A 25,531-nucleotide genomic window follows, 5' to 3' on the forward strand; every position below is an offset into this window, starting at 1 on the left:
GTTTAATCTCGAATGTGTACTTCATAAGAACCTCCGAAAACTGGTTTGGGATTCCAGGTTTCGGGGTTCAGATCATTTGGGGAGAGGGTGAGGGGAACAGTCAGACTCGGGGCAAGAACTCACCCCAGCGTAAACGGGTCTGCATCCTGCCAGGCGGGAAATTTCTCGCGATACTCTTTCAGCGCCGTCAGCGATAACTCGGCGTCAATGCGCGTTGCCTGATGGGGTTCAGCAGTGGCAATGATCTCGCCCTGCGGGTTAATCACCCGGCTGTCACCCCGATAGTGATGCCCATTGCCATCAGTGCCCACCCGGTTACAGCCCGCCACATAAGCCTGGTTTTCAATGGCCCGGGCTACCAGCAGCGACTGCCAGTGCAGCGAGCGGGGCGCAGGCCAGTTGGCAACGTAAAGCGCAAGATCGTAATCATCACGGTTACGCGACCACACCGGGAAACGCAGGTCGTAGCAGACCAGCGGCAGAATGCGCCAGCCACGCCACTCAAATACCACGCGCTCATTACCAGCTGCATAATGATGATGCTCATCCGCCATGCGGAACAAATGGCGCTTGTCGTAGAAATGCACCTCGCCCTCAGGTTCCACCAGCAAGAAACGGTTGACCGGGCCACGTTCAGTTTGCAGCGCCGCGCTTCCGGCTATCAACGCGTTAGCCTGCTGCGCTTTGTTTTGCATCCAGGCGATGACATCCTGCTGGGGTAAGGATTGCTTTGCCGCTTCCATGGCAAAACCGGTGGTAAACATTTCCGGCAGGATAATCACATCACGCCCGGCAATACCTTCCAGTTGACGATCAAAGTGGCGCAAATTTGCTGGGCCATCCATCCAGACCAGCGGTTGTTGTAGCAGCGTTAATTTTAAACCCGGCACGATTAAGCTCTCCTGAAACAGCATTTTTACACTGTAGCACGAGAAAATAAGATGTTGTGGGAATAAAAAGCCCCGCTTTAAGCGGGGCAAAGAACGCATTCACCTGGCGTTAAGCCGCCTGTGGCTTACGCACTTTTTCCTCGGGCTTTACTGGCCGGGTAGCCAGTTCCTCCGGCTCGAAGTCATCCACATTAATACTGCGTAAACGGCTGATTTCGGCTTTTTGCAGAATATCGGCTTCGTCCTGATTGATAAGTCCACCCGCCAGCGCTTCTTGCGCCAGCTCATCCAGGCGGGTAAACGGCAGGTTTTTGCCCAGCTCCTTGCAAATGCGCTGATGGATCGGGTCGGCGGCCATCACATCCAGCAGCGCCTCTTCCAGCAGACCCACCGGGTTGTGTTCACTCGGCGTCAGGTACTGACCGCGGCCAATACGTGAGCGGGTCGCGCACGGCGTTTGCAGAATTTTAGCCACCTGGTGGTCAAGGTTATCCGATGGCGCGAGGTGGTGGCGTCCGATGGGGAAAATCACCACCCGCAGCAGCCCGGCAACGAGACGATTCGGGAAGTTCGCCAGCAGATCATCCATTGCCTGCTCTGCCTGATAAAGCGCATCCTGCACGCCCCAGTGCACCAGCGGTAAGTCCATCTCATTACGGCCTTCATCGTCATAACGTTTCAGTACCGCAGAGGCGAGGAAGGTCTGGCTTAAGATATCGCCAAGGCGGGCAGAGATGCGCTCGCGACGCTTCAGACTGCCGCCCAGTACCGCCATGGACACATCCGACAGCAGCGCAAGGTTAGCGCTCAGGCGGTTAAGGTGCTGATAGTAGCGTTTAGTGACGTCATGAGTCGGTGTCGCACTGGTTAGCCCGTGGGTCAGGCCCAGCCAGAAGCTGCGCATTTTGTTACTGCCCACATGACCAATATGTTTGAACAGCAGTTTGTCGAAGGCATCCACATCGTTATTCTGCGCCGCGGCCATCTCATCCAGCACATAAGGATGGCAACGAATTGCCCCCTGGCCGAAGATCATCATGCTGCGGGTCAGAATATTAGCCCCTTCAACGGTGATGGCGATGGGGGCGCCCTGGTAGGCACGAGCAAGGAAGTTACCTTCACCCAGCATGATGCCTTTGCCGCCTGCGATATCCATCGCATCGATAATCGACTGCTGGCCACGGTGAGTACAATGGTATTTTACGATTGCCGAGAGCACCGCCGGTTTCTCGCCCAACATAATGCCGTAGGTGATCAGCGCCGCTGCGGCATCCATGACGTATGCATTACCGCCAATACGCGCCAGAGGCTCCTCAATACCTTCCATCTTACCGATGGCCACTTTGAACTGACGGCGAATATGCGCGTAAGCGCCAATCCCCAGGGCAACGGATTTCAGGCCGCCCGTTGAGTTGGATGGCAGCGTAATGCCACGACCTACGGACAGGCATTCCACCAGCATACGCCAGCCCTGACCGGCCATTTTCGGGCCGCCGATGATGTAATCAATCGGCACAAAGATATCTTCGCCGCGCGTCGGACCGTTCTGGAATGGCACGTTAAGCGGGAAGTGGCGACGGCCAATCTCCACGCCGGGCGTACTGGTGGGAATAAGCGCGCAGGTGATCCCCAGATCCTCTTCGCCGCCCAGCAGTTTCTGCGGATCGGAGAGTTTAAACGCCAGACCCAGCACGGTGGCGATAGGGGCCAGCGTAATGTAACGCTTGTTCCAGGTCAGGCGCATACCCAGCACCTGTTCTCCCTGCCAGTTGCCCATGCAGACCACGCCGGTATCCGGGATTGCCCCCGCATCTGAACCGGCTTCCGGGCTGGTCAGCGCAAAGCAAGGAATTTCCTGGCCGCGCGCCAGACGCGGCAGATAGTGATCTTTCTGCTCTTTGGTGCCGTAGTGTTGCAGCAGCTCGCCCGGCCCTAAAGAGTTCGGTACGCCGACGGTAATCGCCAGAATACCGGAGACGCCGGACAGCTTTTGCAGCACCCGGGACTGGGCATACGCGGAGAATTCCAGCCCGCCGTACTCTTTTTTGATGATCATGGCGAAAAAGCGATGCTCTTTCAGGTACGCCCACAGCTCCGGCGGCAAATCAGCCATTTCATGGGTTATCTGGAAGTCGTTTGCCATCCGGCAGGCTTCTTCCACCGGGCCATCAATAAAAGCCTGTTCTTCAGCAGTGAGGCGCGGCTGCGGATAGTTGTGCAGTTTTTTCCAGTCCGGGTTACCGCGGAACAGATCGCCTTCCCACCAGGTGGTACCGGCATCAATGGCTTCTTTCTCGGTGCGCGACATTGGCGGCATCACTTTGCGAAAGCCACGGAATACCGGCGCGGAGATCAGCGATTTACGCATCGGGACAAAGTTGAAAGGCACCAGAATAATGGCCAGGGGCACCAGCACCCAGATTGACCACAGGCCAGATGCGCCGAGCAGGGCGGTCCAGACTAATAAGGTAACGCTGCCGAGCAGCAAACTGACCCGGTGGTAAAAGAGAACACCGAGAAGTACAACCGTTGCGAGAATACTCAAAATCATCATAGAGAAAAGCTCCCTGTCTTGTAGGAGGTCTGACCACTTGTGATGATATCGTTTTAGTGGATGTTATTTCTTTTAGCAATGTGTTTACAAAGTAATTACAACCTGGTTCACATTGTTGGGGGAGATTGTGGCACGAAAAACGAAAACACCGGGTGATATGTATGGCTTTGGCTTCTCGACACGGATCCTATCCGGTAAACTGCGCTCGAGAATTTACATTCATACTGCATACTGAAGGATATCCTCATGTACCAGGATCTGATTCGTAACGAATTAAACGAAGCCGCAGAAACGCTGGCAAACTTTTTAAAAGATGATGCCAATATCCACACTATCCAACGTGCCGCAGTGCTGCTGGCAGACAGCTTTAAAGCCGGTGGCAAAGTGTTGTCCTGCGGCAACGGCGGTTCTCACTGCGACGCAATGCACTTTGCGGAAGAGCTGACCGGCCGCTACCGTGAAAACCGTCCGGGCTACCCGGGGATTGCGATCTCTGACGTCAGCCATCTGTCCTGCGTCAGCAACGACTTCGGTTACGACCACGTTTTCTCTCGCTACGTTGAAGCTGTTGGTCGCCAGGGCGATGTGCTGCTGGGGATTTCCACTTCCGGTAACTCTGCTAACGTCATCAAAGCCATTGATGCTGCGCGCGCGCAGGGTATGAAAGTCATCACGCTGACCGGCAAAGACGGCGGCAAAATGGCCGGTACTGCGGATGTTGAGATCCGTGTGCCGCATTTCGGTTATGCTGACCGTATCCAGGAAATTCACATCAAAGTGATCCATATCCTGATACTGCTTATCGAAAAAGAGATGGAAAAAGCCTAAGAAGGCGATTTTATTTGCCAGTTTGTATGCGCTGACCGTGTTCAGACTGGCTGCAACAATTACGCCTTCTCCTTTTGCCAGGCGTTGTGGGGGTGTTGTATGTGCGAACTGCTCGGGATGAGCGCCAATGTGCCGACCGATATTTGCTTTAGTTTCACCGGGCTCGTCCAGCGTGGCGGCGGAACCGGGCCGCATAAAGACGGCTGGGGCATTACCTTTTACGAAGGCAAAGGTTGCCGTACGTTCAAAGATCCACAACCCAGTTTCAATTCCCCGATTGCCCGCCTTGTGCAGGAATATCCGATCAAATCCTGCTCGGTTGTTGCCCATATTCGTCAGGCAAACCGGGGCGAAGTGGCGCTGGAAAACACCCATCCGTTTACCCGCGAGCTTTGGGGCCGCAACTGGACCTACGCCCATAACGGGCAACTAACCGGCTATAAGTCGTTAGCGACGGGCAATTTTCGCCCGGTTGGGGAAACCGACAGTGAGAAAGCCTTCTGCTGGCTGCTGGATAAACTGACGACCCGCTATCCACGTACGCCTGGCAATATGGAAGCGGTATTTAAATATATTGCCACCCTGGCGGCGGAGCTACGTGAGAAAGGGGTGTTTAATATGCTGCTGTCGGATGGGCGCTACGTGATGGCGTTCTGTTCTACCAACCTGTTCTGGATCACCCGCCGCGCGCCGTTTGGCGTCGCAACGCTGCTGGATCAGGATATCGAAATTGATTTTCAGCGGGAAACCACACCTGACGATGTGGTCACCGTGATTGCCACGCAGCCGCTGACAGGCAACGAAACCTGGCAAAAGATTATGCCAGGCGAGTGGGCGTTATTTTGTCTCGGGGAGCGTGTAGTTTGACGCCAGCTGTGGGTGAACAACTTCGTGGCTCAGCGGCTTGCTGACCACGTAGTTTCCGTCCACAACGGAGACCACCGGCGGCTTACGGGTTTGTTCAAAGAAATCATAACCCTGTTTTAGCTGCTGCCAGAATTTGGCGAAGTTCGAGTACTTATGGCGCTGCATATTCGCATCGGTCATCCGGAACGGATAAATACTCAGCTGAACATTCGGTTGGCCAAACACAAGGGCCGCGGTCACGAACTGGAAAATCTCATCGATCTGTGAATCCGTCATGGCGTAACAGCCAATAGAGACGCACGCGCCGTGGATCATCAGGTATTTTCCTTCATAGCCATGGGCACGGTCATAGGCGTTCGGAAAGCCGATATTAATGGCTTTATAAAAACGGCTGTCAGGCTTTAACTGGTTACGCTGGACGGAATAGAACCCTTCCGGACTTTTGAAATCCCCCTGACGCTGTTTAGGTCCCAGCCCGCCGGAGTAATTACAAATTTTATAGCTGTTGAGGAGTTGGTACTGCTCACCCATTTTGACGTAGAGATCAAGGGTGCGCTCTTCTTTGAAGATTTGGATGTAAACCGGCGACCCCATCAACTGCTGCTTATATTCTTTGCTGATCGGCGTTGTTGAACTGTTGCTCGATACACCAGCAAACGACACGCACGGCATCATAAGCATCGCAAGAAAAAATGCGATTTTGCGCATACTGCTTGTTTCCTTGATAAAGCTGACACCATATTGCCAGGACGGCAAAAGAGGCCCGTGATTCAGATTAATCTGGTTCGGGTGCGCCCACATTAGCATCACGGTAGTTTTTCGCAAGCCCGGATCGCAGCGTTTTTGCTGTGGTTTTTCCGTCACTTCTCATTTTCATTTATTATGCTGTATACTTATCCAGTGTTTGTGGGGTGAGATTATGCGCAAAATCATACATGTCGATATGGACTGCTTTTTCGCGGCGGTAGAGATGCGCGACAATCCTGCCCTGCGCGATGTTCCCATTGCCATCGGCGGCAGTCGGGTCCAGCGCGGCGTCATCAGCACCGCCAACTATCCGGCACGAAAGTTTGGCGTGCGCAGCGCCATGCCCACCGGCATGGCGTTAAAACTTTGCCCACATCTCATTTTGTTACCTGGTCGTTTCGAGGCCTACCGGGAAGCCTCGAACCAGATCCGTGACATCTTTTCCCGTTACACCACCCTTATTGAACCTCTGTCACTGGATGAAGCCTATCTGGACGTTACCGACAGCCCTCACTGCCACGGCTCCGCTACGTTGATGGCTGAAGAGATCCGCGAGACTATTTTTCGCGAAACGCAGCTTACGGCTTCGGCAGGTATCGCCCCCATTAAGTTTCTGGCCAAAATTGCCTCTGATTTAAATAAGCCGAACGGGCAGTATGTGATTGCCCCCGCGGACGTACCCGCTTTTTTACGTACATTGCCGCTGTGTAAAATTCCCGGAGTCGGAAAGGTCTCAGCGGCAAAGCTGGAAACCTTAGGGCTCAAAACCTGTGAAGATGTGCAGAACAGCGATCTGGCTATGCTGCTTAAGCGTTTTGGCAAATTTGGCCGGGTGCTGTGGGAACGCAGTCAGGGGATTGACGAGCGGCAGATCAGCAGCGAGCGGCTGCGAAAATCCGTGGGCGTCGAGCGCACACTGGTGGAAGACATTCACCAGTGGGAAGAGTGTGAAGCCATTATCGACAACTTATACGCCGAGCTGGAGCGTCGCCTGTTAAAAGTTAAACCGGACCTGCTCATTGCCCGCCAGGGGGTGAAACTGAAATTTGCCGATTTCCAGCTCACTACCCAGGAACATATCTGGCCGCGTTTAAATAAAGAAGATTTGCTGACGACGGCACGTAAGGCATGGGATGAGCGGCGCAGCGGTCGTGGCGTGCGTTTAGTGGGCCTGCATGTGACGCTGCTTGATCCACAAATGGAGCGGCAACTGGTGCTGGGATTATAGCGATGCTGAATATCAGAAAATATAAAGAAAGTGACTTTGACGACCTGTGCGAAATTTTTCTGCGCGCGGTGATTGAGATGGCGAGTGAGGATTATTCCCCGCGCCAGATTGCAGCCTGGGCACAAATAGACGTGTCGCGCTGGCAGGATAAATTAGCCCATTCAAGGGTGCAGGTTGCGGTTATTAATGACCGCCCGGTGGGCTTTATTACCGCGGTGGGTTGTTATATCGATCTTCTGTTTGTTTCACCGGAATATATACGTCGGGGGATTGCCAGCGCATTATTTGACGCGCTCGTCAGGCAACTTCCGCAGGGGATGCTCACCGTGGATGCCAGTATTACGGCAAAGCCATTTTTTGAACGTCACGGTTTTCGGGTTCTTCAGCAGCAATCGGTCGAATCACGGGGCGTAAGGTTTGTGAATTACCATATGGCGCTGAAAAGGTCGGAAAAATTACCTTGCAATGAAAATAGTGGCTGATTACTATACGCGCACTTTCCACATAGTTGACTGCAAAGGGGGTTAATCATGACAACATATTTTAATAACTCAATTTGCAGACCTTTCCAGGATTAACTTCTTATTCCTCTGATTGTGTCTGCCACATCCTTATTTAAATTTTTAAGATGGATTGGTATATGGGCACACATGTTCATTATCTCTCTGACGCGGTTTCTTATATTGCGTCAGATGATTTATGGGTCGAAGGTTTAGCGACTCAACAATTACACACTACCGCACAATTACCCGGCATGCATCGCGTCGTGGGGATGCCGGATTTACACCCTGGGCGCGGCTACCCTATTGGGGCTGCATTTTTCTCGCTTGGTCGTTTTTATCCGGCGCTTGTCGGCAATGACATTGGTTGCGGCATGGCGCTGTGGCAAACGAATATCCTGCGGCGTAAATATAACGCCGATAAGCTCGAAAAGCGGCTGGCGGCACTGGATGACCATGCTGATGAAAACTGGCTGGCGGCGCATCTGCCCGAAAGCCACGCTGAACACCGCTGGCGCAATGCGCTGGGCTCTATCGGCGGCGGTAACCACTTTGCCGAGTTACAGCAGGTTGATGAGGTGTTCGACGCGGTTTGTTTTCAGCACGCCGGACTGAATGCGGACAACCTCCAGCTTCTGGTTCACAGCGGTTCCCGTGGCCTGGGGCAGGCGATTTTGCAGCAGCATATCACTGCATTTTCCCACTATGGCCTTGCCGAAGAAAGCGAACAGGCTGCGCATTATCTGTCTGAGCACAACGATGCCCTGGCGTATGCCCGCGTGAATCGCCAGCTGATTGCCCTGCGCATTTTGCAGCAGATTCGTGGGGACGGCGAAGAAGTGCTGGATGTTGCACACAACTTTGTCGAGCCGTGCAGCATCAAGGGTGAACAGGGCTGGTTACACCGCAAAGGGGCCACGCCAGATGGCTGCGGTCTGGTCATCATCCCTGGCTCCCGGGGCGATTACAGCTGGCTGGTGCAGCCCGTGGCGAGTGAAGAGACACTGCATTCTCTGGCTCATGGCGCCGGGCGAAAATGGATGCGCACCGAGTGCAAAGGGCGGCTCTCCGGCAAATTTAGCCCGCAGCAACTGGCACGAACAGAGCTTGGCAGTCGGGTGATTTGCCGGGACAAACAGCTGATCTATGAAGAAGCGCCTCAGGCTTATAAGTCCGCCGAAAGCGTGCTGAGCTGTCTGGTGGACGCCGGGCTGGTTCGTCCGATCGCGCGTCTGCGCCCGGTATTAACGCTGAAAACCAGCGGAGGGAAGTCAGCATGATGTTATTGCAACTCTCTTCAGCCCAGGGGCCGGACGAGTGCTGCCTGGCGGTGAAAAAAGCTCTTGATCAGTTGATCGCTGAAGCGGCAAAACAGCAGGTTGCGGTGACACTGGTGGAGACGGAAGAGGGCGCTCGCGCAGGTACTCTGCGTTCTGCTCTGGTCTCGCTGGATGGCGACACAGCGCTGGCACTGAGTGATCGCTGGAACGGCACCGTGCAGTGGATTTGCGCCAGTCCGTACCGCCCGAACCACCGGCGGAAAAACTGGTATGTGGGCATCAGGTGTTTTGTTACTGAAGAACAGGATTTGTCAGGCGATATTCGCTTTGAGACGCTTCGTTCTTCCGGCCCTGGCGGTCAACACGTCAATAAGACCGATTCGGCGGTGCGCGCCACCCATCTGGCAAGTGGGATTAGCGTAAAGGTTCAGTCGGAACGCAGTCAGCATGCCAACAGGCGGCTGGCGAAAGTGTTGATTGCCTGGCGGCTCGAACAAATACAGCAGGAAGGCGATGCAGCCTCAAAGGCGGAGCGGCGGATGTTCCATCATCAGATTGAACGTGGGAATCCGCTTCGGACGTTTACAGGCATGGCGTTTACAGAAAGGTAGTCGGCGGTAATAAAGCCGGATGGTGTGAAAAACGCCATCCGGCTTTTCAGTGAATTACTTCGCCGGAATAGATTTCAGCAGCTCAGTCAGCAGCGTCCAGTACTGGCCCACGCTTTCGATATGAACCTGCTCATCCGGGGAGTGCGGCCCGGTAATGGTTGGCCCGATAGAGACCATGTCCATCTCCGGATATGGTTTTTTGAACAGACCACATTCCAGACCTGCGTGAATGATCTGGATGTTCGGCGTCTTGTTAAACAGACGCTGGTAGGTTTCACGCACCAGATGCATCACCGGGGAGTTAGCGTCCGGCTGCCAGCCAGGATAACCGCCTTTCGGCGCGGTTTTCGCGCCTGCCAGGCGCCCCAGGGATTCCAGCATGCTCACGACGTAATCTTTGCCGCTGTCGATCAGCGAGCGGATCAGGCAGATGATTTCTACGCTCTCGTCCTGCATGGTGACCACGCCGACGTTCAGGGAGGTTTCTACCACGCCTTTCGCCACGTCGGAGTTACGGATCACGCCATTTGGCGTGGCGTTCAGCAGCTGGATAAACGCATCACGTGAAGCAGAGGTCAGTGCCTGCTTGTCAGTGGTGACCGCATCAAGCAACACAACCAGGTTTTTTTCTTTAATTTCCAGCTCGTTTTTCAGGATTTCCTGATAAGTTGCCGCCAGCGCTTTCAACTGCTCTGCTTTGTCTGCCGGTACGGCGAGGGTGGCGAAGGCTTCACGTGGGATCGCGTTGCGCAGGGTGCCGCCGTTGAAATCCACCAGTTGCAGATTCAGTTCAGCCGCATGGCCGACGAGGAAACGGGCCAGCAGTTTGTTGGCGTTGCCAAGACCCAAATGGATATCGCCACCGGAGTGACCGCCTTTCAGCCCTTTCAGCGTCAGCTTAAAGGTCTGTGAACCGGCAGCGATTGCCTCACGGGAAAGCGGCAGAGTGGTGATGAAATCAATCCCACCAGCGCAACCCATATAGATTTCGCCCTCTTCTTCAGAGTCGGTGTTGATCAGGATATCCGCCTGCAACCAGTTCGGCTGCAAACCAAAAGCACCGTCCATGCCCGCTTCTTCAGTCATCGTCAGCAGCACTTCCAGTGGGCCATGTACTACGCTGTCATCTGCCAGCACTGCCAGTGCGGATGCCATACCGATGCCGTTATCTGCGCCCAGCGTGGTGCCACGGGCTTTTACCCATTCGCCGTCGATGTAGGGCTGAATCGGATCTTTAGTGAAATCGTGTACGGTATCGTTGTTTTTCTGCGGCACCATATCGAGGTGGGCCTGGAGAACAACCGGTTTACGGTTTTCCATTCCGGCAGTTGCTGGTTTGCGCAGCAGAATATTGCCGACCTGATCGCGCTCTGCATGCAAGCCTTTTTCTTTCGCCCAGCCTAAAACATGTTCAGCAAGCTGCTCTTCATGATAAGACGGGTGTGGAATAGAACAGATTTTGGCAAAAATATCCCACAGCGGCTGTGGCGACAGTTGAGACAATTCAGACACGATGAGTCTCCTTTAAGAGACCTGAGAAACATAGCTTACAGGTCATAGGGTTAAATAAATGGATATCACAAGACGAGCTTGCGAGATTGCCCTGAGAATACCACTTAATTCCCCTCCTGTTAGTACGCGCCGCGTAAAAAGCCCAGGTAATACCCGCTAGCACTGGTTTTTAGCGCGTCAGATCTCTATAATCTCGCGCAACCTATTTCCCCGTAGAATACTTTTTAAGCCGTAGATACACAGGCTGGGACACTTCACATGAGCGAAAAATACGTCGTCACCTGGGACATGTTGCAGATTCATGCACGTAAACTGGCAAACCGCCTGATGCCTTCTGAGCAGTGGAAAGGCATTATCGCCGTCAGCCGTGGCGGTCTGGTACCGGGGGCGTTACTGGCTCGCGAATTGGGTATTCGTCATGTTGATACCGTTTGCATCTCCAGCTATGACCACGACAACCAGCGTGAAATGAAAATCCTCAAACGCGCCGAAGGCGATGGAGAAGGTTTTATCGTTATCGACGATCTGGTGGATACCGGCGGTACCGCCGTTGCGATCCGTGAAATGTACCCAAAAGCGCATTTCGTTACCATTTTCGCTAAACCGGCTGGTCGCCCGCTGGTTGATGATTATGTGATTGATATTCCGCAGGATACCTGGATTGAGCAACCCTGGGATATGGGCGTGGTCTTTGTACCGCCGATTTCCTCACGTTAATTCTTATCTGTCTTATTTGTCTTATCTCTGACGCCTGGCTCTGCCGGGCGTTGTTCTTTTTAGCGCATGCCGGGTTACAATAGCCGCCAGAACGACTTCACAGAGGCTGCGTACATGGCACAAGCGAACCTTAGCGAAACATTGTTTAAACCTCGTTTCAAGCATCCGGAAACCTCAACTCTGGTGCGCCGTTTTAATCAGGGCTCACAGGCTCATATCGATTCCACGCTGGATGGCAGCAACGCCCCGCACTGGTACCGGATGTTAAATCGCCTGATGTGGATCTGGCGCGGTGTGGATCCTCGTGAAATCATGGATGTGCAGTCGCGTATTGTGATGAATCCGGCTGAGCGCACCGATCCGGAACTCTATGATACCGTGGTCGGTTATCGCGGCGGCAACTGGATCTACGAATGGTCTACTCAGGCTATGCTATGGCAGCAGAAAGCGAGTCAGGAGCAGGACACTGCCCTCAGTGGCCGCCACTGGCTACATGCTTCAACCCTCTACAGCATTGCTGCCTATCCGCATATCAAAGGCGATGTTCTGGCTGAGCAAGCGCAGGCGTTGGCGAATCGCGCCTATGAAGAAGCCGCGCAGCGTCTGCCGGGAAAAATGCGTGAGAAGGAGTTTGCCGTTCCTGGCGGCTCGCCGGTGACCGGCTTTTTACATATGCCAGAAGGCGATGGACCATTTCCTACCATCCTGATGTGCGGCGGGCTGGATAGTCTGCAAAGCGACTACTACACCCTGTATGAACGTTATTTCGCCCCGCAGGGTATCGCCATGCTCACGCTGGATATGCCCTCCGTCGGCTTCTCCTCTAAATGGAAACTCACCCAGGACTCCAGCCTGCTGCACCAGCAGGTGCTTAAAGCGTTACCCAATATTCCATGGGTTGATCATACCCGTGTCGCTGCTTTTGGCTTCCGCTTTGGGGCTAATGTGGCGGTACGTCTGGGTTATCTTGAGTCTCCACGCCTGAAAGCCGTGGCTTGTCTGGGGCCGGTTGTTCATGCATTGATGACTAATCCGCAGCAATTGAAGCGTGTTCCGGAAATGTATATGGACGTGCTGGCCAGCCGCCTGGGGATGCACGATGCCTCGGACGAAGCGCTGTGCGTTGAACTGAACCGCTATTCACTAAAAACGCAGGGGCTGCTGGGCCGCCGTTGCCCGACGCCAATGCTTTCCGGCTTCTGGAAAAACGATCCGTTCAGCCCGGAAGAGGAGTCGCGTTTAATTACCTCGTCATCTGCAGATGGGAAATTACTGGAAATCCCGTTTAATCCTGTTTATCGCAATTTCGATAAGGCGTTACGGGATATTACTAAATGGATCGGTAACCGATTTGATTAATAGTTTTGGTTAATCAGTTTCGTTAATCGATTGCTAATTTCTTGTGGTTTGGTAAAACAGTTGCATCACAAAAGGAGATCGCAATGACCTTACCGAGTGGACATCCGAAAAGCAGACTGATTAAAAAGTTTACCGCGCTGGGCCCGTATATTCGGGAAGAACAATGCACCGGGAATCGCTTTTTTTTTGATTGCCTGGCCGTATGCGTCAATGTTAAACCCGCCCCTGAGAAACGTGAATTCTGGGGATGGTGGATGGAGATGGAAGCCCAGGAAAACCGCTTTACCTACAGTTATCACTTTGGGTTGTTTGATAAAGACGGGCAATGGAAGACTGCGGTGATCAAAGATGCAGAAGTGACCGATCGCCTGGCCTTTACCTTGCGTGAGTTTCATGAGCGCGCCCGCGAACTGCTGGTGTCGCTGGATCTCAAACTGGAGCCTGCGGATAACTTCTCTGACGAGATTAAGCTTACTGCGTAAACGTCGTTAAATATCGGGTCAAACAAAAACGCCACGCAATGAACGTGGCGTTTTTATATGGCGAAGACTTAGAACTGGTAAGTCACACCAACCGCAACGATGTCGTCGGTGAGGATGCTGCTGCCAACATATCTGGTGAAATCAGATTCGTCGATCTGGCTGATTTTATAGTCAACCATGGCAGAGAAGTTTTTGTTGAAGTAGTAAGTTGCGCCAATATCAACGTATTTAACCAGATCCTGGTCGCCCCAGCCATTTTCGAGGTCTTTACCTTTGCTCTGCACGTAACCCACGGACGGACGCAGGCCGAAGTCGAACTGGTACTGAGCAACCACTTCGAAGTTTTCGGAGGTGTTAGCAAAACCTTTGCTGCCGACTGGGGTCATGTTCTGCGCGACGCTGTACATAGCGGCCAGGTAGATGTTGTTGGCATCGTATTTAACGCCGGTAATCCAGGCTTCCGCATTTGAACCTTCACCCAGGGCCTGGGTATTTTGCAGGTAAGTACGGTTAGATTTGGCGTAAGCGCCAACGATGGTGAACGGGCTGCCGCCGAAGTTGTAGGACAGAGAAGTACCGAAGCCGTCGCCATTCTGTTTAGACGCAGAACGACCAGATTCGTTTTTACCCTGGTATTGCAGGCCGAGGTTCAGGCCATCAACCGCACCGAAGAAGTCGGTATTGCGGTAAGTTGCAACGCCGGTGGTACGTTTGGTCATAAAGTTGTCGGTACGGGTCAGAGAGTCGCCGCCGAATTCCGGGAACATATCGGTAACAGAGGCTGCATCGTACAGGATACCCAGGTTACGACCGTAGTCGACTGAACCGTAGGTTTTCGCTTTCAGGCCGGCAAACGCCAGACGGGTTTTTGTGGCAGGCGAGGTGGTGCTGCCCTCTTCAATGTTACCCGCGAATTCAGATTCCCAACGACCAAAGCCGGTCAGTTGATCGTTGATCTGGGTTTCGCCTTTGAAGCCCAGACGCGCATAAGTTTTGTCGCCATTGTTGTTGGCGTCATCGCTCATGTAATGCATGGCTTTGATTTTACCGTACAGATCCAGTTTGTTACCGTTTTTGTTGTAGATTTCCGCTGCGTGTGAAGAAGCAGAAACAACGCCAACGCTCATCATCATTAATGCCAAAGTAGTTTTTTTCATTATGTTTCCTGATTTATTGTAATTAACTAACGCGCTTTGATTCGCCGAGCGTCGCCGCTCACATGAAAAATTCAGGTGAGTTTTTAACGTCTGCCAATTAAAGATTTATGACAATTCTTAATTTTTTTTTAGAAAACGTGTTTTACAAGTTATGTAATAAAAACGTCAAGTTTTGTAATTATGATTTCTGATTGCCCTCAAGGAATTTCTTATGTTGTGAAAAGTCACAGTTGGAAGTTGCCGCTGATCCTGTTACAAAGGCTGTTTACATTTTTTCTTCTACGTTGAACGGCAGAGAATCATGAGTGACAGCCAGACGCTGGTGGTGAAACTAGGCACCAGTGTGTTAACCGGGGGCTCGCGCCGCCTGAATCGCGCCCATATTGTTGAGCTGGTGCGCCAGTGCGCGCAGCAACACGCCGCAGGGCATCGCATTGTTATCGTTACCTCTGGCGCTATTGCCGCCGGGCGAGAGCACCTGGGTTACCCGGAACTTCCCGCCACTATCGCTTCAAAACAGCTGTTGGCTGCCGTCGGGCAAAGTCGCCTGATTCAACTCTGGGAACAACTTTTCTCTATTTACGGCATCCATATTGGGCAAATGCTGCTAACCCGTGCCGATATGGAAGACCGGGAGCGTTTCCTCAACGCCCGTGACACCCTGCGTGCGCTTCTCGACAACAATATTGTCCCCGTCATCAATGAAAACGATGCGGTTGCGACTGCGGAAATCAAAGTCGGTGACAACGATAATCTGTCCGCGCTGGCGGCAATTCTGGCTGGTGCAGACAAACTGCTGCTGCTCACGGATCAGCAGGGCCTCTTTACCGCCGATCCACGCAACAACCCCGATGCTGAACTGATCAAAGACGTTTACGGTATTGATGACGCCCTGCGCGCTATTGCCGGGGACAGTGTTTCAGGCCTTGGCACCGGCGGTATGGGCACCAAACTGCAGGCGGCTGACGTTGCCTGCCGCGCCGGAATCGAAACGGTGATTGCGGCGGGCAGCAAAGCTGGCGTGATCGGCGATGTGATGGCTGGCACCCCGGTCGGAACGCGTTTCCATGCTCAGGCCTCTCCGCTGGAAAACCGTAAACGCTGGATCTTTGGAGCGCCACCGGCCGGTGAAATCACCGTTGACGAAGGGGCAACTGCGGCAATTCTGGAGCGTGGAAGCTCATTGTTGCCAAAAGGGATTAAAAGCGTGACAGGTAATTTCTCCCGTGGTGAAGTGATCCGCATCCGTAATCTTGAAGGTCGCGATATCGCCCACGGTGTCACCCGTTATAACAGTGACGCGCTGCGCCGTATTGCGGGTCATCACTCGCAGCAAATTGACGCCATCCTCGGCTATGAATATGGCCCGGTGGCCGTGCACCGTGATGACATGATCATCCGTTAAGGAGCAGAAGTATGCTGGAACAAATGGGCAAAGCTGCCAAAGCAGCCTCGTACAAGCTGGCGTTGCTCTCCAGTCGCGAAAAAAACCGCGTGCTGGAAAAAATTGCTGACTATCTGGAAGCGCAAACCGCGGAGATCCTGCTGGCCAATGAGCAGGATGTGCAGGAGGCGCGCGCAAACGGTCTGAGCGAGGCGCTGCTTGACCGTCTGGCGCTGAATCCGGCGCGTTTAAAAGCCATTGCTGACGACGTGCGTCAGGTCTGCAAACTTGCGGATCCGGTAGGGCAGGTGATTGACGGCGGCTTGCTGGACAGCGGGCTGCGTATTGAGCGTCGTCGCGTGCCGCTGGGCGTGATTGGGGTGATTTATGAAGCGCGCCCGAACGTCACCGTCGATGTGGCGTCTTTGTGTCTGAAGACCGGCAATGCGGCCATTCTGCGTGGCGGGAAAGAGACCTGGCGGACCAACGCGGCGACGGTAAAAGTTATCCAGCAGGCGCTGGAAGAGTGCGGCCTGCCAGCCGGTGCGGTACAGGCGATTGAAAGCCCGGATCGCGCGCTGGTCAATGAAATGCTGCGCATGGACAAATACATCGACATGCTGATCCCGCGTGGCGGCGCTGGCCTGCATAAGCTGTGCCGTGAACAGTCGACCATTCCGGTGATCACCGGCGGTATTGGCGTGTGTCATATCTTTGTCGATGAGTCGGCTGAGTTTGCCCCGGCGCTGAAGATTATCGTCAATGCGAAAACCCAGCGCCCGAGCACCTGTAATACGGTGGAAACGCTGCTGGTGCATCAGGGGATTGCTGATGTCTTCCTGCCTGCTCTGAGCCAGCAGATGGCCGAAAGCGGCGTCACGCTGCACGCTGACGCGCAGTCCCTGAATATGCTGCAATCCGGCCCGGCTGCTGTTGTGCCAGTCAAAGCGGAAGAGTACGACAATGAGTTTCTGTCGCTGGATCTGAATGTGAAGATGGTGGCCGATCTTGATGACGCCATCGCCCATATTCGCGCGCACGGCACCCAGCACTCCGATGCCATTCTGACCCGTACTCTGCGTAATGCAGACCGCTTTGTGAACGAGGTGGATTCATCCGCTGTTTACGTGAACGCTTCCACGCGCTTTACCGATGGCGGCCAGTTTGGTCTGGGAGCTGAAGTGGCGGTCAGCACGCAGAAACTGCATGCGCGTGGACCTATGGGCCTCGAAGCGCTGACCACTTACAAGTGGATTGGTTTTGGCGACGATACGATTCGTGCCTGATTAACCCGCGGGTGATGCAAAAATAGCCGTTTGATTCTCAAGGGCATTGACGCATCACCCGGTTAGTTTTAACCTTTTGCCCCGTGGTTCACTTATGTGAGCCCATCCCTTCAAAGCCGATATAGCTCAGTTGGTAGAGCAGCGCATTCGTAATGCGAAGGTCGTAGGTTCGATTCCTATTATCGGCACCATTAAATCAATGAGTTACGAGATCCTCTTTCATAAAATCTTCCCGTTTTTTCTCTCGCGTACTTACTGGCGTACTTATTTAGCACGGTATAGCTCCTTATCATAACCTCCCCTCCTGAAAGCGTTAGCCTTTGACCCTTGGCTGAAATCCGGTTGTTGCATATAGTGGTGTAACGACATAAAGACCGGGCAACATAATGACAAAAAAAGAAAAAATGCTGGCGTTGCGAAAGTGGTTCAACCCAGATAACTATGACGCCTTGTTGGATCTTACCGTGGAAGAGTTACGCCAGGAGTTCAGGTACAGGCAGAACATGTTTTACTCTCTGGAAACGGCTATCGAGAGGCAACGCGAGAATCTCAACTATAAAGAGGAAGAACTGATTTTCTCTGGTCAGCCTGTCCTTACCGCTTCGCTAGGTGAAAATAAACTCTCTGTTGGCGAACATAACCTTGAAAGCGATCAACATGTCAGACTTTTCCCTGTCGGGTGGCTTTACCAGCTTATGGGTGTGATACGCAGAAGCAAAATCGTTCCTTTGGATGAGTTCGGGCGTCCTGAATCTGATTCACTCTATAACCGCTATCCGGCCTCGTGGTTCTGGGGAAAACTGCACGAATCCCAGAAAGGACGAATGATATTGCATATCAACCTGCGAGGTTCAACGGATGATGAAATCCTTGAATCCATGCGTTACCTGTTACCAAAGTGGCGTAAAGCAACCGGGGTGAAGCTAATCGACGGAAAGCTGGCGCTTAATTTTGGTGAGGTGATGATTAAGAAGCTGGTGGATTTTCGCATAATCCCCTTACTTGATTTGCTGTATTGGTCGGGGCGTAACGAGATAAAATTGAGTGATGCCGAGCTATCGGCGCTCATATACCGGGTAGGGATCGATGCGGTTCGTGGTGACTCCCAGATCAAGGAAACGGATAAACCGATGGCCCTTAAAGCCAAAACATACCATTTTGATAATCAGTTTATGGCTTTTTTGTATAAAAACAGATACATGATGGATATGAAAGTATCCGCTATCGTAGATAAGCTCAATCAGGAACAGGAAGAAAGAGAAGAAAAGAGAAAGTCAAGGGGTAAGGTATAAAAAATATTTCCTGGTAAAACTTGAAGGAGAGCGTTTCAGACGCCCTCTTTTTTTTTGGTCCATTTTTTAGCATGGCTATTCGCAATATCATTCTTCACATCAAAACAACAAAGGAGAAAAATATGAACCAAAATTATGAAAGTTTTATTCGCTTGTCAGAAGTAATAAAAAGAACAGGTATAAGCCGATCAAGCATTTATCGTCTGGTAAATAAAAATAAGTTTCCTGCACCAGTAAAAATAAGTGAAAAGACTATTGCCTTCATCGAGAGAGAAGTAAATGATTGGATTGAAAACCTGATCAATTCTTCACGCAATAAAGCAGCATGATTTAAATTAACATAAAAATAAAAGAGGTATCTATGAGTACACTAATTAAAAAAGCAACAAGAGAAATGGATAAACTGGACTGGGGTTATTTGGATATACTAGCAGAGTACTTATACACTCCGCACTGGATTGCCGATTTCGACGATAAAAAGAGCAAATTTTACAATATAATCATAATCTATCGTGATCTTGATCGCTTTGGTCAGGAATCACTGAAAAGTTATCTGGCGTATAGAAAAAATAAAATCATTTCAGAACGTTAATAATATAACAGCAGATTTTAAAAATGGTGAGTAAACGCCATATGGTTGGCGTTTGCCTGAAATAAACAATGGGAGAAATAAAAATGAAAACGTTTTATATAAGAAGCCTGTGCTTTAAAATTGATGTTAATATTTTTGATGAGTTTTATGAAGATGAACTAAGACGTGCAGTAAAACAAGGTTTGGATAAATGGATTACGGATACAGGGATCTTGAAACGGACAAACAAACAGAAAAAAGCGTCTGACAAGATAGCTTTGCAAGATTATTTAAATAAATATGCAATCAAGGAGTCGCATGTTAATGCAGTAGAGGTTAAAGTAAAGATCGTGTGGGATATGCCGTGGGTTAGGCAATAATGTGGAACAGCCCGAGATGGGCTTTCTCATCGTTTTTTATACCAAGAAGTGCTAATGGGTAGTGGTTGTGGCTAAACGGCGTGCTGAGTTCTACGCGGAGAACGGGGAAGAAGCTGCACAGCAGTTGAAAATCAAGAAAATGCTTGATCTGATAAGCAGGAATGGGGGGTACCGCTGCAAATGCATGTATAATGCATTTACCATTTCCATATGAACCCCTAACATGAATCGTTTGATTGAGATTGGTTTCATCAAGGTAGGATTCTGGCAGATTATAGATGGTAGTTTGAAGTATCACCTCGATGACAGATTCACAGATGTTAAAAACAACCTCTATGCATTCGTTTGTGATGGTGAAGTAAAATACGTTGGTAAAACCACTCGTTTACTACGTAACAGGATTGTACCATTATTCACGTCCTGGTCCTTCCCAATCTACGAATATTAAAAATAACGCTAATCTCATCGAGATGTTGTCTAACAATGTTGCAGTTGATATCTTCGTGCTTCCAGATTCAGGACTGATGCACTACGGGCAGTTTCACTTGAATCTTGCTGCTGGTTTTGAGGATTCAATCATTAGCGTCATTAGCCCTGAATGGAATGGCATTCAGCGTCCAGCACTGAAAAGTGAAGACGTAGTATCAACTGAACCTGAAATCATCACACATAGCAGTACTAAACAATTCACTTTCAACATGACAGATACGTACTGGCATAGAGGGTTCTTCAATGTGCCGGTAGTGAGTTCCCAATATTTTGGTAAAGACGGTGAGAACATCAAGATTGTTCTTCGTGATGGTGTGTCTTTCATCACTGCAATGATTAACCGAACTGCCAATCAGTCTGGTTCACCCCGCATCATGGGGGCATTGAGCTAAGACAGTATTTTCAACGCAGTTATATAATTGGTGATATTGCACCTTTCGAGTTGATCACACAAAATATGATGAAGGTAAAATGAAAAAGTATTACTTCCTATCAAAGCTCATTCAGTGGTAATAAACTGTGAACTATTACTCCTGGCTCAAAGCGGTCAAATTTAACACTCGGAATGAATGTAGCATAACCGCTTTGTAGTTTGTTATTGGCTGATTATACTTAGAATCTGTCTATTATCAAAAAGCTCAACCAGAACCGCTTCCAGTGCTTCTGGTTGCCACTTACTGGACAGGTAAAGCTCCTCCGTTCCTGTTTTGCCTATCAGGTCTTCTCGAACTGCTACCATGACAGTGCTAAGGATCTGGTCTTTACATGACAGTAGTTTTTCTTTGTCCAAAAAACGGAACCGACGACCGGAGAAAATCATTCTTAGGTAGTTCAGATAATTATCCTGAAACTGGTCATGACTGATGCCATTAACAGAGTAATAACGAATCAGGGATTCTGTTATTAGGCAGGCTATTCCGTCTTCGTCGTTATGGATGTTCAGTATTGCGTTTATTTCATTTTTTAGCATTTGTATCTCCATTTTTTATTTTTATTTCTTCGATAAATCTGGCTCTATCGCCATTAAACACCACAGCAGGATTGATATAGTAAATGTACTTTGATTTGCTTGGTGCTATGATCTGCTTATCTATAAGCTCTTTTATTCCTCGATAAAATACAGGATTGGATAAGTTGAAATCACACTGACTTGCTGTATCTTTTGCTGTTTCAAAATTCATATAAATCTGATCTTTACCAATCGCGTCAGAAATTGAAAAGAGAAATATGTAAAATAGCTTATTACCTGTCAGGGACAGATCAAAGAGAACACGGATTTTGGAAATGAAAAGCTTAACGAACTTCTCTTTATCTACTTCCTGTATAGAGTGAATGACACTTTCGTATCGTTCTCCCTCTGGTGATTCAAATTTTTCTCCACGAGCTACTGTTCTTCTTTTATCTTTCGTCTGGATCTCAATGCCGTTTTGCAATATAAATGGGTTCTTATCATAGGTGTTGTTATTCATAGTAGTTCCTTTTTTATTATTATAATATACATATATAACTATGGTTTCTGAAATGTCAAATATATTTTGAAGTGTTTTCTTCGTTTTAATGCTCAGGGATGAAGAGAAATACAACAAACCCGAAGAGAAAAAGAACAAACCCGAAGAAAGATCTACAAACCCGAAGAAAAATCAACAAACATGAAGAAAATTAGCTTTTAATGCTCTGTTTTATATGATTATTTTGCTATTAAGAAGTATAAGAAATATAAGATCTAAGAGGACAGCAGGAACACTGTGCGATCTTAATATCGCCCCAATGGGTTTCGACTGGAAAATGTTTACTTAAACTGGACGTTCCGCCAGTTTTCATAACGATGGAAAACATTTTTCTTAATTGTGTTATTAAACCCCTGCACAACATAAGGTTTTGTCTGAGGGGTTCATGGTGGTTGAAGAGCATCTTTTATACAGTAACAAACACTATAACAGTGCATTTGCTTCTTTGCCTATAAGGGGCAACCAGCAATGCCTGTATGGGCTGATAGTTATAGTGGTAACGTTTTTCATAGCTATATGCTCGCTTACTCGCATTACGCAAAATTTAAAAACCTTGGATAAATGGCTGGTCTTGATTGAGCTAATGCGCTCAATCGCTAAAACCCTCGCAAAAGATCTGGCGAACATTTTGCTGGCTCTTGCCCTTTTGATTTAAATTGTGAGAACGTTTTACTTCAACTGATGAAGTGATTTACTTCATTTTTCACCCCTAAAATGAAGAAAAGTCTTCACGCGATGAAGAAAATAGTTTTAACAGAAAATCTATGCTATTTAAGTCGTCAGTGCGCGTGAGCGCATAGCGATTGAGCGAACAGCGAAATCAAGACAGCTTCCTTTATCAAAGGGTTTTAATTTTAAAGCAGCATATGAGCAAGCGAATGTGCTGCACAGAAAAACTAATTAAATAACAAACCATCAGTCCCTGGCCTGCTGGTTGCCCCTAAAAGGCAAAGAAGCAGAGGCCAAAGGTTTTGTGTTCTGATTGTAAAAGAAAGAAGAAGCAAGAAAAGTGAACCCCAATGACACGGCAAAACAGCCGTGTAGGGTTACTTAAAATAAAAGAAAATCGTTAGATATTTTTTTTCTCGTAATAACAATACAGATCTTCTCTTGCTTCATTCTATATGAATAATGAAGAAGAAAACTGCTCTCAGACCGCTTTAAATAAGGATCGTTACTGTCAGATCCTGCATATTGAACTGTCAGGATCGGTAATGTAAGTTGTCATTATTTTACTGCTTTATGATAGTTAAAAGATAAACTGTCAAGAATACTAATCGCATTGGAACTTTAAGTATCGACAAATAAAACTTGAAATGGCAAAAATAAATTTGATTTTGACACTTGACATATTTTATTCTGATGTTAACACGTAACTTATCAATCAAATAAAAATAATAAAGGAGATAAATATGGAAGACTGTGATAACAATATTGCCAAAGGTAACGAGACATTGAGTTTAAGAAAATCAAGGCGAGGATTACCACGATATACAAAGAATCCTTTCTTACAAACAACAAGTAATAATACAAAGAGTGGTTCTCGCAGGATTACAACAGGAAGAGATCGTTTGTTGGTTATTAATGAAGATACAGGAGAACAGTTAGCAGGTGCTGGTTTTTTTCAGTGGCAGGAGGTTGATAAAACACAGTTTTTAAAACTCTATATAAACGGAGTGAAAGCGTTAACAGAACTCACGGGTGCGGGAACAAAGGTTTTTGAAATTCTATACAGAACAGTACAGGATTTTAAGGACACAGACAGAGTTTTTCTTGCGTATGAGCTTATAGATCAAGAAATAGTGAAGATCTCGGAGTCAACATACTATCGTGGCATGAAAGAACTTGCTAACAAAGGTTTTATTGCTGAAACGACAGTACAGAATTCATATTTTATTAATCCTGATTATATTTTTAATGGTGATCGTTTGTCTTTTGTGAAATCTTATATTCTGACAGAATCTAAATCTAATGTTAAAAATACGAAAAAACACGCCATAGAGGGATTAAAACAGCAGGCTTAATATTATCCCTTCGGTGCAATAGTAAAAGGCTTAAAATGGCTTGTAGAGCGTTAGAGTGCTATCAAAAGATATGGCAATGAATTAATAATGAGGGATATAGGGTATTAAAGTTTACGACAGTCCATTTAATGTGAATCACAATAATGAAGTGGCGAATGAAATGGTTAAGAAAGTAGATTTCGGACATTCTGCACAGGTGGTGGGCTGCATACTCCGCTGAACACCTCAGAAGAGCCGATTCTGAGTGTTGCAGACAAAAAGCTGTTTCCTGCTGGTCAACGTCAAGCCGACAACAGGCCATTACGTTCACGTATCATGTCATTTCAACTGTATCCGTATAATATTTAAACACAATATAAACATTTCCGCTCTGCTAGTTCCTGCAAACCGTTGAAAATCATTTGAATAAACGATCTGTACTATCGATCGATATATGGATAACGATAGATTTAATCTATCAAATGTGCCTAAATCGATCGGTGTCTTAATTGATTAAAACGATCAATTAATTATTTATGATAGTTAAGGGCTATCGTAAGTTCATTTTTGATCGTTACAAACGATATGACACCCTGTCAGTTGTAGATCAATTATATCAATTGGTTACGTCCTCTCTTTAAGGTGAGAATCATGTCTGAATGCCCGTTTTGCAGAACAGAAGTCCAGCAGGGTGCTTCTGTTTGTCGTGGTTGTGGCGCGGAAGAAGTAAAAGGCTATGTCAGTCAGCAAACGATGAAGTTTTTAGCCGTAGTTGGAACAATCCTTGGTATTCCTACTGGCTTCGTTGTTGCTTTCGCTACGCATTCAACACCATTAATGGTTATCGTTCTTCTGGCGATGATGCTTGGCCCGATACTGATTTTAAAAATAAAAAACAGAAACAAGATTAGCTGGATCAGGCCAACGGTTCGGTAAGTAAGCCAGCAGCAGGGAAACCATCATTCAAACGGCTCATAACTGTTGGGCGGTGAGTTTTTTTATACAATAATCAGGCGAGTAACAATGAAAAGAACAATCAGAGCATTATGTGTTCCCGTTCTGCTGGCGTTAACGGGTTGCCAGCAGTTAAACGAAGCAACAGGGAAAGTAGGAGATACGATCAACGCTTCCTTATCTTCTCTGAACGGGGCTTTAAGCCCATCGAACAGCAAAAGTACTATACTGGCCTCTGATAATCTCCCGGTGAACACCGTCAACGGTCTGGGTGCTATCTGTCGTGATTATGAAGCAAACGCTATGGCAGGAAAAAAGAACTGGATTGGCAAGAAAATCAGCATCAGCAATGCTACGGTTCTGGAAGCACAGGAAGCCTACGACACCATGAAATATCTTGGTGCACCGCGTGATCATAAAACCTACGCTATTATCTTCCAGACGGCTGATACGAACTATTGCGGTGGAGCTGTACTGTTGTCTTACTATGCAGGTCAGGATGACGATATTCTGAAATTCAAGAAAGGACAGAAAGTGAATATTACTGGTGTTGTTTATGATATCGGAGATCGGACTTTCAACACCCATAACAATGGCAATATGGCAGAAAAGGTGATAAAGTTGCGTGATGGTGTCGTAAACTGATTATTGATTTATAATTGATTTATTTTAGTTTTGAACTTATCTGACAATTCCAGAATCAGAATTGTCAGATTGGTACGTAACTTTTAATGTAACTTTTTTGATTTGTTTTTAAATTTATTAATGTCTACCACATTAATATCATCCGGTATTGATTTGTTATTAAGAATATTATTCAAAATATTCATGTCTGTATCAGGAATATTATCAGTGGAGTCAAAAGCTAATCTGTTCGCAGATATAACCTGCTCGATGAGTCTCATTGCTTTTACAAAAGACAGCTTATTATA

At 48.8% G+C, this 25,531-nt stretch carries 28 protein-coding genes and 1 tRNA gene; 21 read left to right on the forward strand and 8 right to left on the reverse strand.

Translation table 11 applies throughout. The annotated features are described in order from the left end of the window. Positions 1 to 119: 119 nt before the first annotated feature. Together ACSZO4_RS15710 and fadE are read right to left on the reverse strand one after the other, a co-directional pair. Entirely contained in the window at positions 120 to 890 is a 771-nt protein-coding gene (locus tag ACSZO4_RS15710; RefSeq protein ID WP_437889965.1) for an amidohydrolase, read from the reverse strand. 109 nt (positions 891 to 999) lie between these two features. Then, positions 1,000 to 3,444, reverse strand: coding sequence for an acyl-CoA dehydrogenase FadE (gene fadE, locus ACSZO4_RS15715; RefSeq protein WP_437889966.1), 2,445 nt, complete (start codon positions 3,442 to 3,444; stop codon positions 1,000 to 1,002). A gap of 246 nt (positions 3,445 to 3,690) precedes the next feature. Between fadE and lpcA the strand changes: the two genes are divergently transcribed. Continuing rightward, entirely contained in the window at positions 3,691 to 4,272 is a 582-nt protein-coding gene (gene lpcA, locus ACSZO4_RS15720; RefSeq protein ID WP_437889967.1) for a D-sedoheptulose 7-phosphate isomerase, read from the forward strand. Positions 4,273 to 4,371: 99 nt separating this feature from the next. After that, positions 4,372 to 5,139 (forward strand): class II glutamine amidotransferase, encoded by a 768-nt coding sequence (locus ACSZO4_RS15725; RefSeq protein WP_437889968.1) that lies wholly within the window; start codon positions 4,372 to 4,374, stop codon positions 5,137 to 5,139. Here ACSZO4_RS15725 and dpaA read toward each other — a convergent pair. Continuing rightward, complete coding sequence (dpaA, locus tag ACSZO4_RS15730; protein ID WP_437889969.1) at positions 5,110 to 5,847, reverse strand: peptidoglycan meso-diaminopimelic acid protein amidase; 738 nt, start codon at positions 5,845 to 5,847, stop codon at positions 5,110 to 5,112. The genes ACSZO4_RS15725 and dpaA overlap by 30 nt on opposite strands. Positions 5,848 to 6,058: 211 nt before the next feature. Between dpaA and dinB the strand changes: the two genes are divergently transcribed. From dinB to prfH, 4 genes are all read left to right on the forward strand, one after another. Further along, the gene (gene dinB / locus ACSZO4_RS15735; protein WP_437889970.1) at positions 6,059 to 7,114 is read left to right on the forward strand and encodes a DNA polymerase IV; all 1,056 of its coding nucleotides are present in this window, start codon (positions 6,059 to 6,061) and stop codon (positions 7,112 to 7,114) included. Positions 7,115 to 7,116: 2 nt separating this feature from the next. Then, positions 7,117 to 7,596 carry a GNAT family N-acetyltransferase gene (locus ACSZO4_RS15740; protein WP_437889971.1) on the forward strand — a complete coding sequence of 160 codons (480 nt, stop codon included), beginning with the start codon at positions 7,117 to 7,119 and terminating at the stop codon, positions 7,594 to 7,596. Positions 7,597 to 7,754: 158 nt separating this feature from the next. Next, positions 7,755 to 8,894 (forward strand): RNA ligase RtcB family protein, encoded by a 1,140-nt coding sequence (locus ACSZO4_RS15745; RefSeq protein WP_437889972.1) that lies wholly within the window; start codon positions 7,755 to 7,757, stop codon positions 8,892 to 8,894. Then, the gene (prfH, locus tag ACSZO4_RS15750; RefSeq protein ID WP_437889973.1) at positions 8,891 to 9,505 is read left to right on the forward strand and encodes a peptide chain release factor H; all 615 of its coding nucleotides are present in this window, start codon (positions 8,891 to 8,893) and stop codon (positions 9,503 to 9,505) included. The genes ACSZO4_RS15745 and prfH overlap by 4 nt, the downstream gene beginning before the upstream one ends. A gap of 54 nt (positions 9,506 to 9,559) precedes the next feature. Here prfH and pepD read toward each other — a convergent pair whose 3' ends face one another. After that, positions 9,560 to 11,017 (reverse strand): cytosol nonspecific dipeptidase, encoded by a 1,458-nt coding sequence (gene pepD, locus ACSZO4_RS15755; RefSeq protein ID WP_437889974.1) that lies wholly within the window; start codon positions 11,015 to 11,017, stop codon positions 9,560 to 9,562. 258 nt (positions 11,018 to 11,275) lie between these two features. On the opposite strand from pepD, the gene gpt reads away from it, so the two are divergent. From gpt to crl, 3 genes are all read left to right on the forward strand, one after another. Then, complete coding sequence (gene gpt / locus ACSZO4_RS15760) at positions 11,276 to 11,734, forward strand: xanthine phosphoribosyltransferase (RefSeq protein WP_437433158.1); 459 nt, start codon at positions 11,276 to 11,278, stop codon at positions 11,732 to 11,734. Between the two features lie 114 nt (positions 11,735 to 11,848). Further along, positions 11,849 to 13,093, forward strand: a complete 1,245-nt coding sequence (gene frsA, locus ACSZO4_RS15765) for an esterase FrsA (protein ID WP_437889975.1) — start codon at positions 11,849 to 11,851, stop codon at positions 13,091 to 13,093. Between the two features lie 83 nt (positions 13,094 to 13,176). Beyond that, positions 13,177 to 13,575, forward strand: coding sequence for a sigma factor-binding protein Crl (crl, locus tag ACSZO4_RS15770; protein WP_437889976.1), 399 nt, complete (start codon positions 13,177 to 13,179; stop codon positions 13,573 to 13,575). Between the two features lie 68 nt (positions 13,576 to 13,643). Here crl and ACSZO4_RS15775 read toward each other — a convergent pair whose 3' ends face one another. Then, positions 13,644 to 14,732, reverse strand: coding sequence for a porin (locus tag ACSZO4_RS15775; protein ID WP_437889977.1), 1,089 nt, complete (start codon positions 14,730 to 14,732; stop codon positions 13,644 to 13,646). 301 nt (positions 14,733 to 15,033) lie between these two features. Between ACSZO4_RS15775 and proB the strand changes: the two genes are divergently transcribed. The 8 genes from proB (at position 15,034) to ACSZO4_RS15815 (ending at position 20,526) form a co-directional block, all read left to right on the forward strand. Continuing rightward, positions 15,034 to 16,137, forward strand: coding sequence for a glutamate 5-kinase (proB, locus tag ACSZO4_RS15780; RefSeq protein ID WP_437889978.1), 1,104 nt, complete (start codon positions 15,034 to 15,036; stop codon positions 16,135 to 16,137). A gap of 11 nt (positions 16,138 to 16,148) precedes the next feature. After that, positions 16,149 to 17,402 (forward strand): glutamate-5-semialdehyde dehydrogenase, encoded by a 1,254-nt coding sequence (gene proA / locus ACSZO4_RS15785; RefSeq protein WP_437889979.1) that lies wholly within the window; start codon positions 16,149 to 16,151, stop codon positions 17,400 to 17,402. Between the two features lie 115 nt (positions 17,403 to 17,517). Beyond that, a tRNA-Thr gene (locus ACSZO4_RS15790) sits at positions 17,518 to 17,593 on the forward strand. Positions 17,594 to 17,788: 195 nt separating this feature from the next. After that, positions 17,789 to 18,694, forward strand: a complete 906-nt coding sequence (locus ACSZO4_RS15795) for a DUF6387 family protein (protein ID WP_437889980.1) — start codon at positions 17,789 to 17,791, stop codon at positions 18,692 to 18,694. Positions 18,695 to 18,816: 122 nt separating this feature from the next. Then, on the forward strand, positions 18,817 to 19,023 hold the full coding sequence (locus tag ACSZO4_RS15800; protein WP_409161407.1) for a helix-turn-helix transcriptional regulator: 207 nt from the start codon (positions 18,817 to 18,819) through the stop codon (positions 19,021 to 19,023). Between the two features lie 32 nt (positions 19,024 to 19,055). Further along, positions 19,056 to 19,286 carry a hypothetical protein gene (locus tag ACSZO4_RS15805; RefSeq protein ID WP_127353487.1) on the forward strand — a complete coding sequence of 77 codons (231 nt, stop codon included), beginning with the start codon at positions 19,056 to 19,058 and terminating at the stop codon, positions 19,284 to 19,286. A gap of 83 nt (positions 19,287 to 19,369) precedes the next feature. Next, positions 19,370 to 19,645 (forward strand): hypothetical protein, encoded by a 276-nt coding sequence (locus ACSZO4_RS15810; protein ID WP_437889981.1) that lies wholly within the window; start codon positions 19,370 to 19,372, stop codon positions 19,643 to 19,645. A gap of 368 nt (positions 19,646 to 20,013) precedes the next feature. Continuing rightward, positions 20,014 to 20,526: a hypothetical protein gene (locus ACSZO4_RS15815; protein WP_437889982.1), complete on the forward strand. Its 513-nt coding sequence runs from the start codon at positions 20,014 to 20,016 to the stop codon at positions 20,524 to 20,526. Between the two features lie 203 nt (positions 20,527 to 20,729). Here the strand turns inward: ACSZO4_RS15815 and ACSZO4_RS15820 are convergent, their stop codons facing one another. Together ACSZO4_RS15820 and ACSZO4_RS15825 are read right to left on the reverse strand one after the other, a co-directional pair. Further along, positions 20,730 to 21,104, reverse strand: coding sequence for a hypothetical protein (locus tag ACSZO4_RS15820; protein ID WP_437889983.1), 375 nt, complete (start codon positions 21,102 to 21,104; stop codon positions 20,730 to 20,732). Further along, on the reverse strand, positions 21,091 to 21,603 hold the full coding sequence (locus ACSZO4_RS15825) for a hypothetical protein (RefSeq protein ID WP_437889984.1): 513 nt from the start codon (positions 21,601 to 21,603) through the stop codon (positions 21,091 to 21,093). Before ACSZO4_RS15825 ends, ACSZO4_RS15820 begins: the two co-directional genes overlap by 14 nt. 424 nt (positions 21,604 to 22,027) lie before the next feature. On the opposite strand from ACSZO4_RS15825, the gene ACSZO4_RS15830 reads away from it, so the two are divergent. From ACSZO4_RS15830 to ACSZO4_RS15845, 4 genes are all read left to right on the forward strand, one after another. Continuing rightward, complete coding sequence (locus tag ACSZO4_RS15830; RefSeq protein ID WP_437889985.1) at positions 22,028 to 22,297, forward strand: hypothetical protein; 270 nt, start codon at positions 22,028 to 22,030, stop codon at positions 22,295 to 22,297. A 757-nt stretch (positions 22,298 to 23,054) separates the two neighbouring features. Next, positions 23,055 to 23,666 (forward strand): replication/maintenance protein RepL, encoded by a 612-nt coding sequence (locus ACSZO4_RS15835; protein WP_437889986.1) that lies wholly within the window; start codon positions 23,055 to 23,057, stop codon positions 23,664 to 23,666. 630 nt (positions 23,667 to 24,296) lie between these two features. Then, complete coding sequence (locus ACSZO4_RS15840) at positions 24,297 to 24,581, forward strand: hypothetical protein (RefSeq protein WP_437889987.1); 285 nt, start codon at positions 24,297 to 24,299, stop codon at positions 24,579 to 24,581. 87 nt (positions 24,582 to 24,668) lie between these two features. Continuing rightward, complete coding sequence (locus tag ACSZO4_RS15845; protein WP_437889988.1) at positions 24,669 to 25,244, forward strand: hypothetical protein; 576 nt, start codon at positions 24,669 to 24,671, stop codon at positions 25,242 to 25,244. 83 nt (positions 25,245 to 25,327) lie between these two features. On the opposite strand, the gene ACSZO4_RS15850 is transcribed toward ACSZO4_RS15845, so the two are convergent. After that, positions 25,328 to 25,531 (reverse strand): hypothetical protein (locus ACSZO4_RS15850; protein WP_437889989.1); only part of this gene is annotated, 204 nt, incomplete at its 5' end.

The organism is Phytobacter sp. V91 (assembly GCF_965644225.1).
Classification (GTDB): domain Bacteria; phylum Pseudomonadota; class Gammaproteobacteria; order Enterobacterales; family Enterobacteriaceae; genus CBFFRJ01.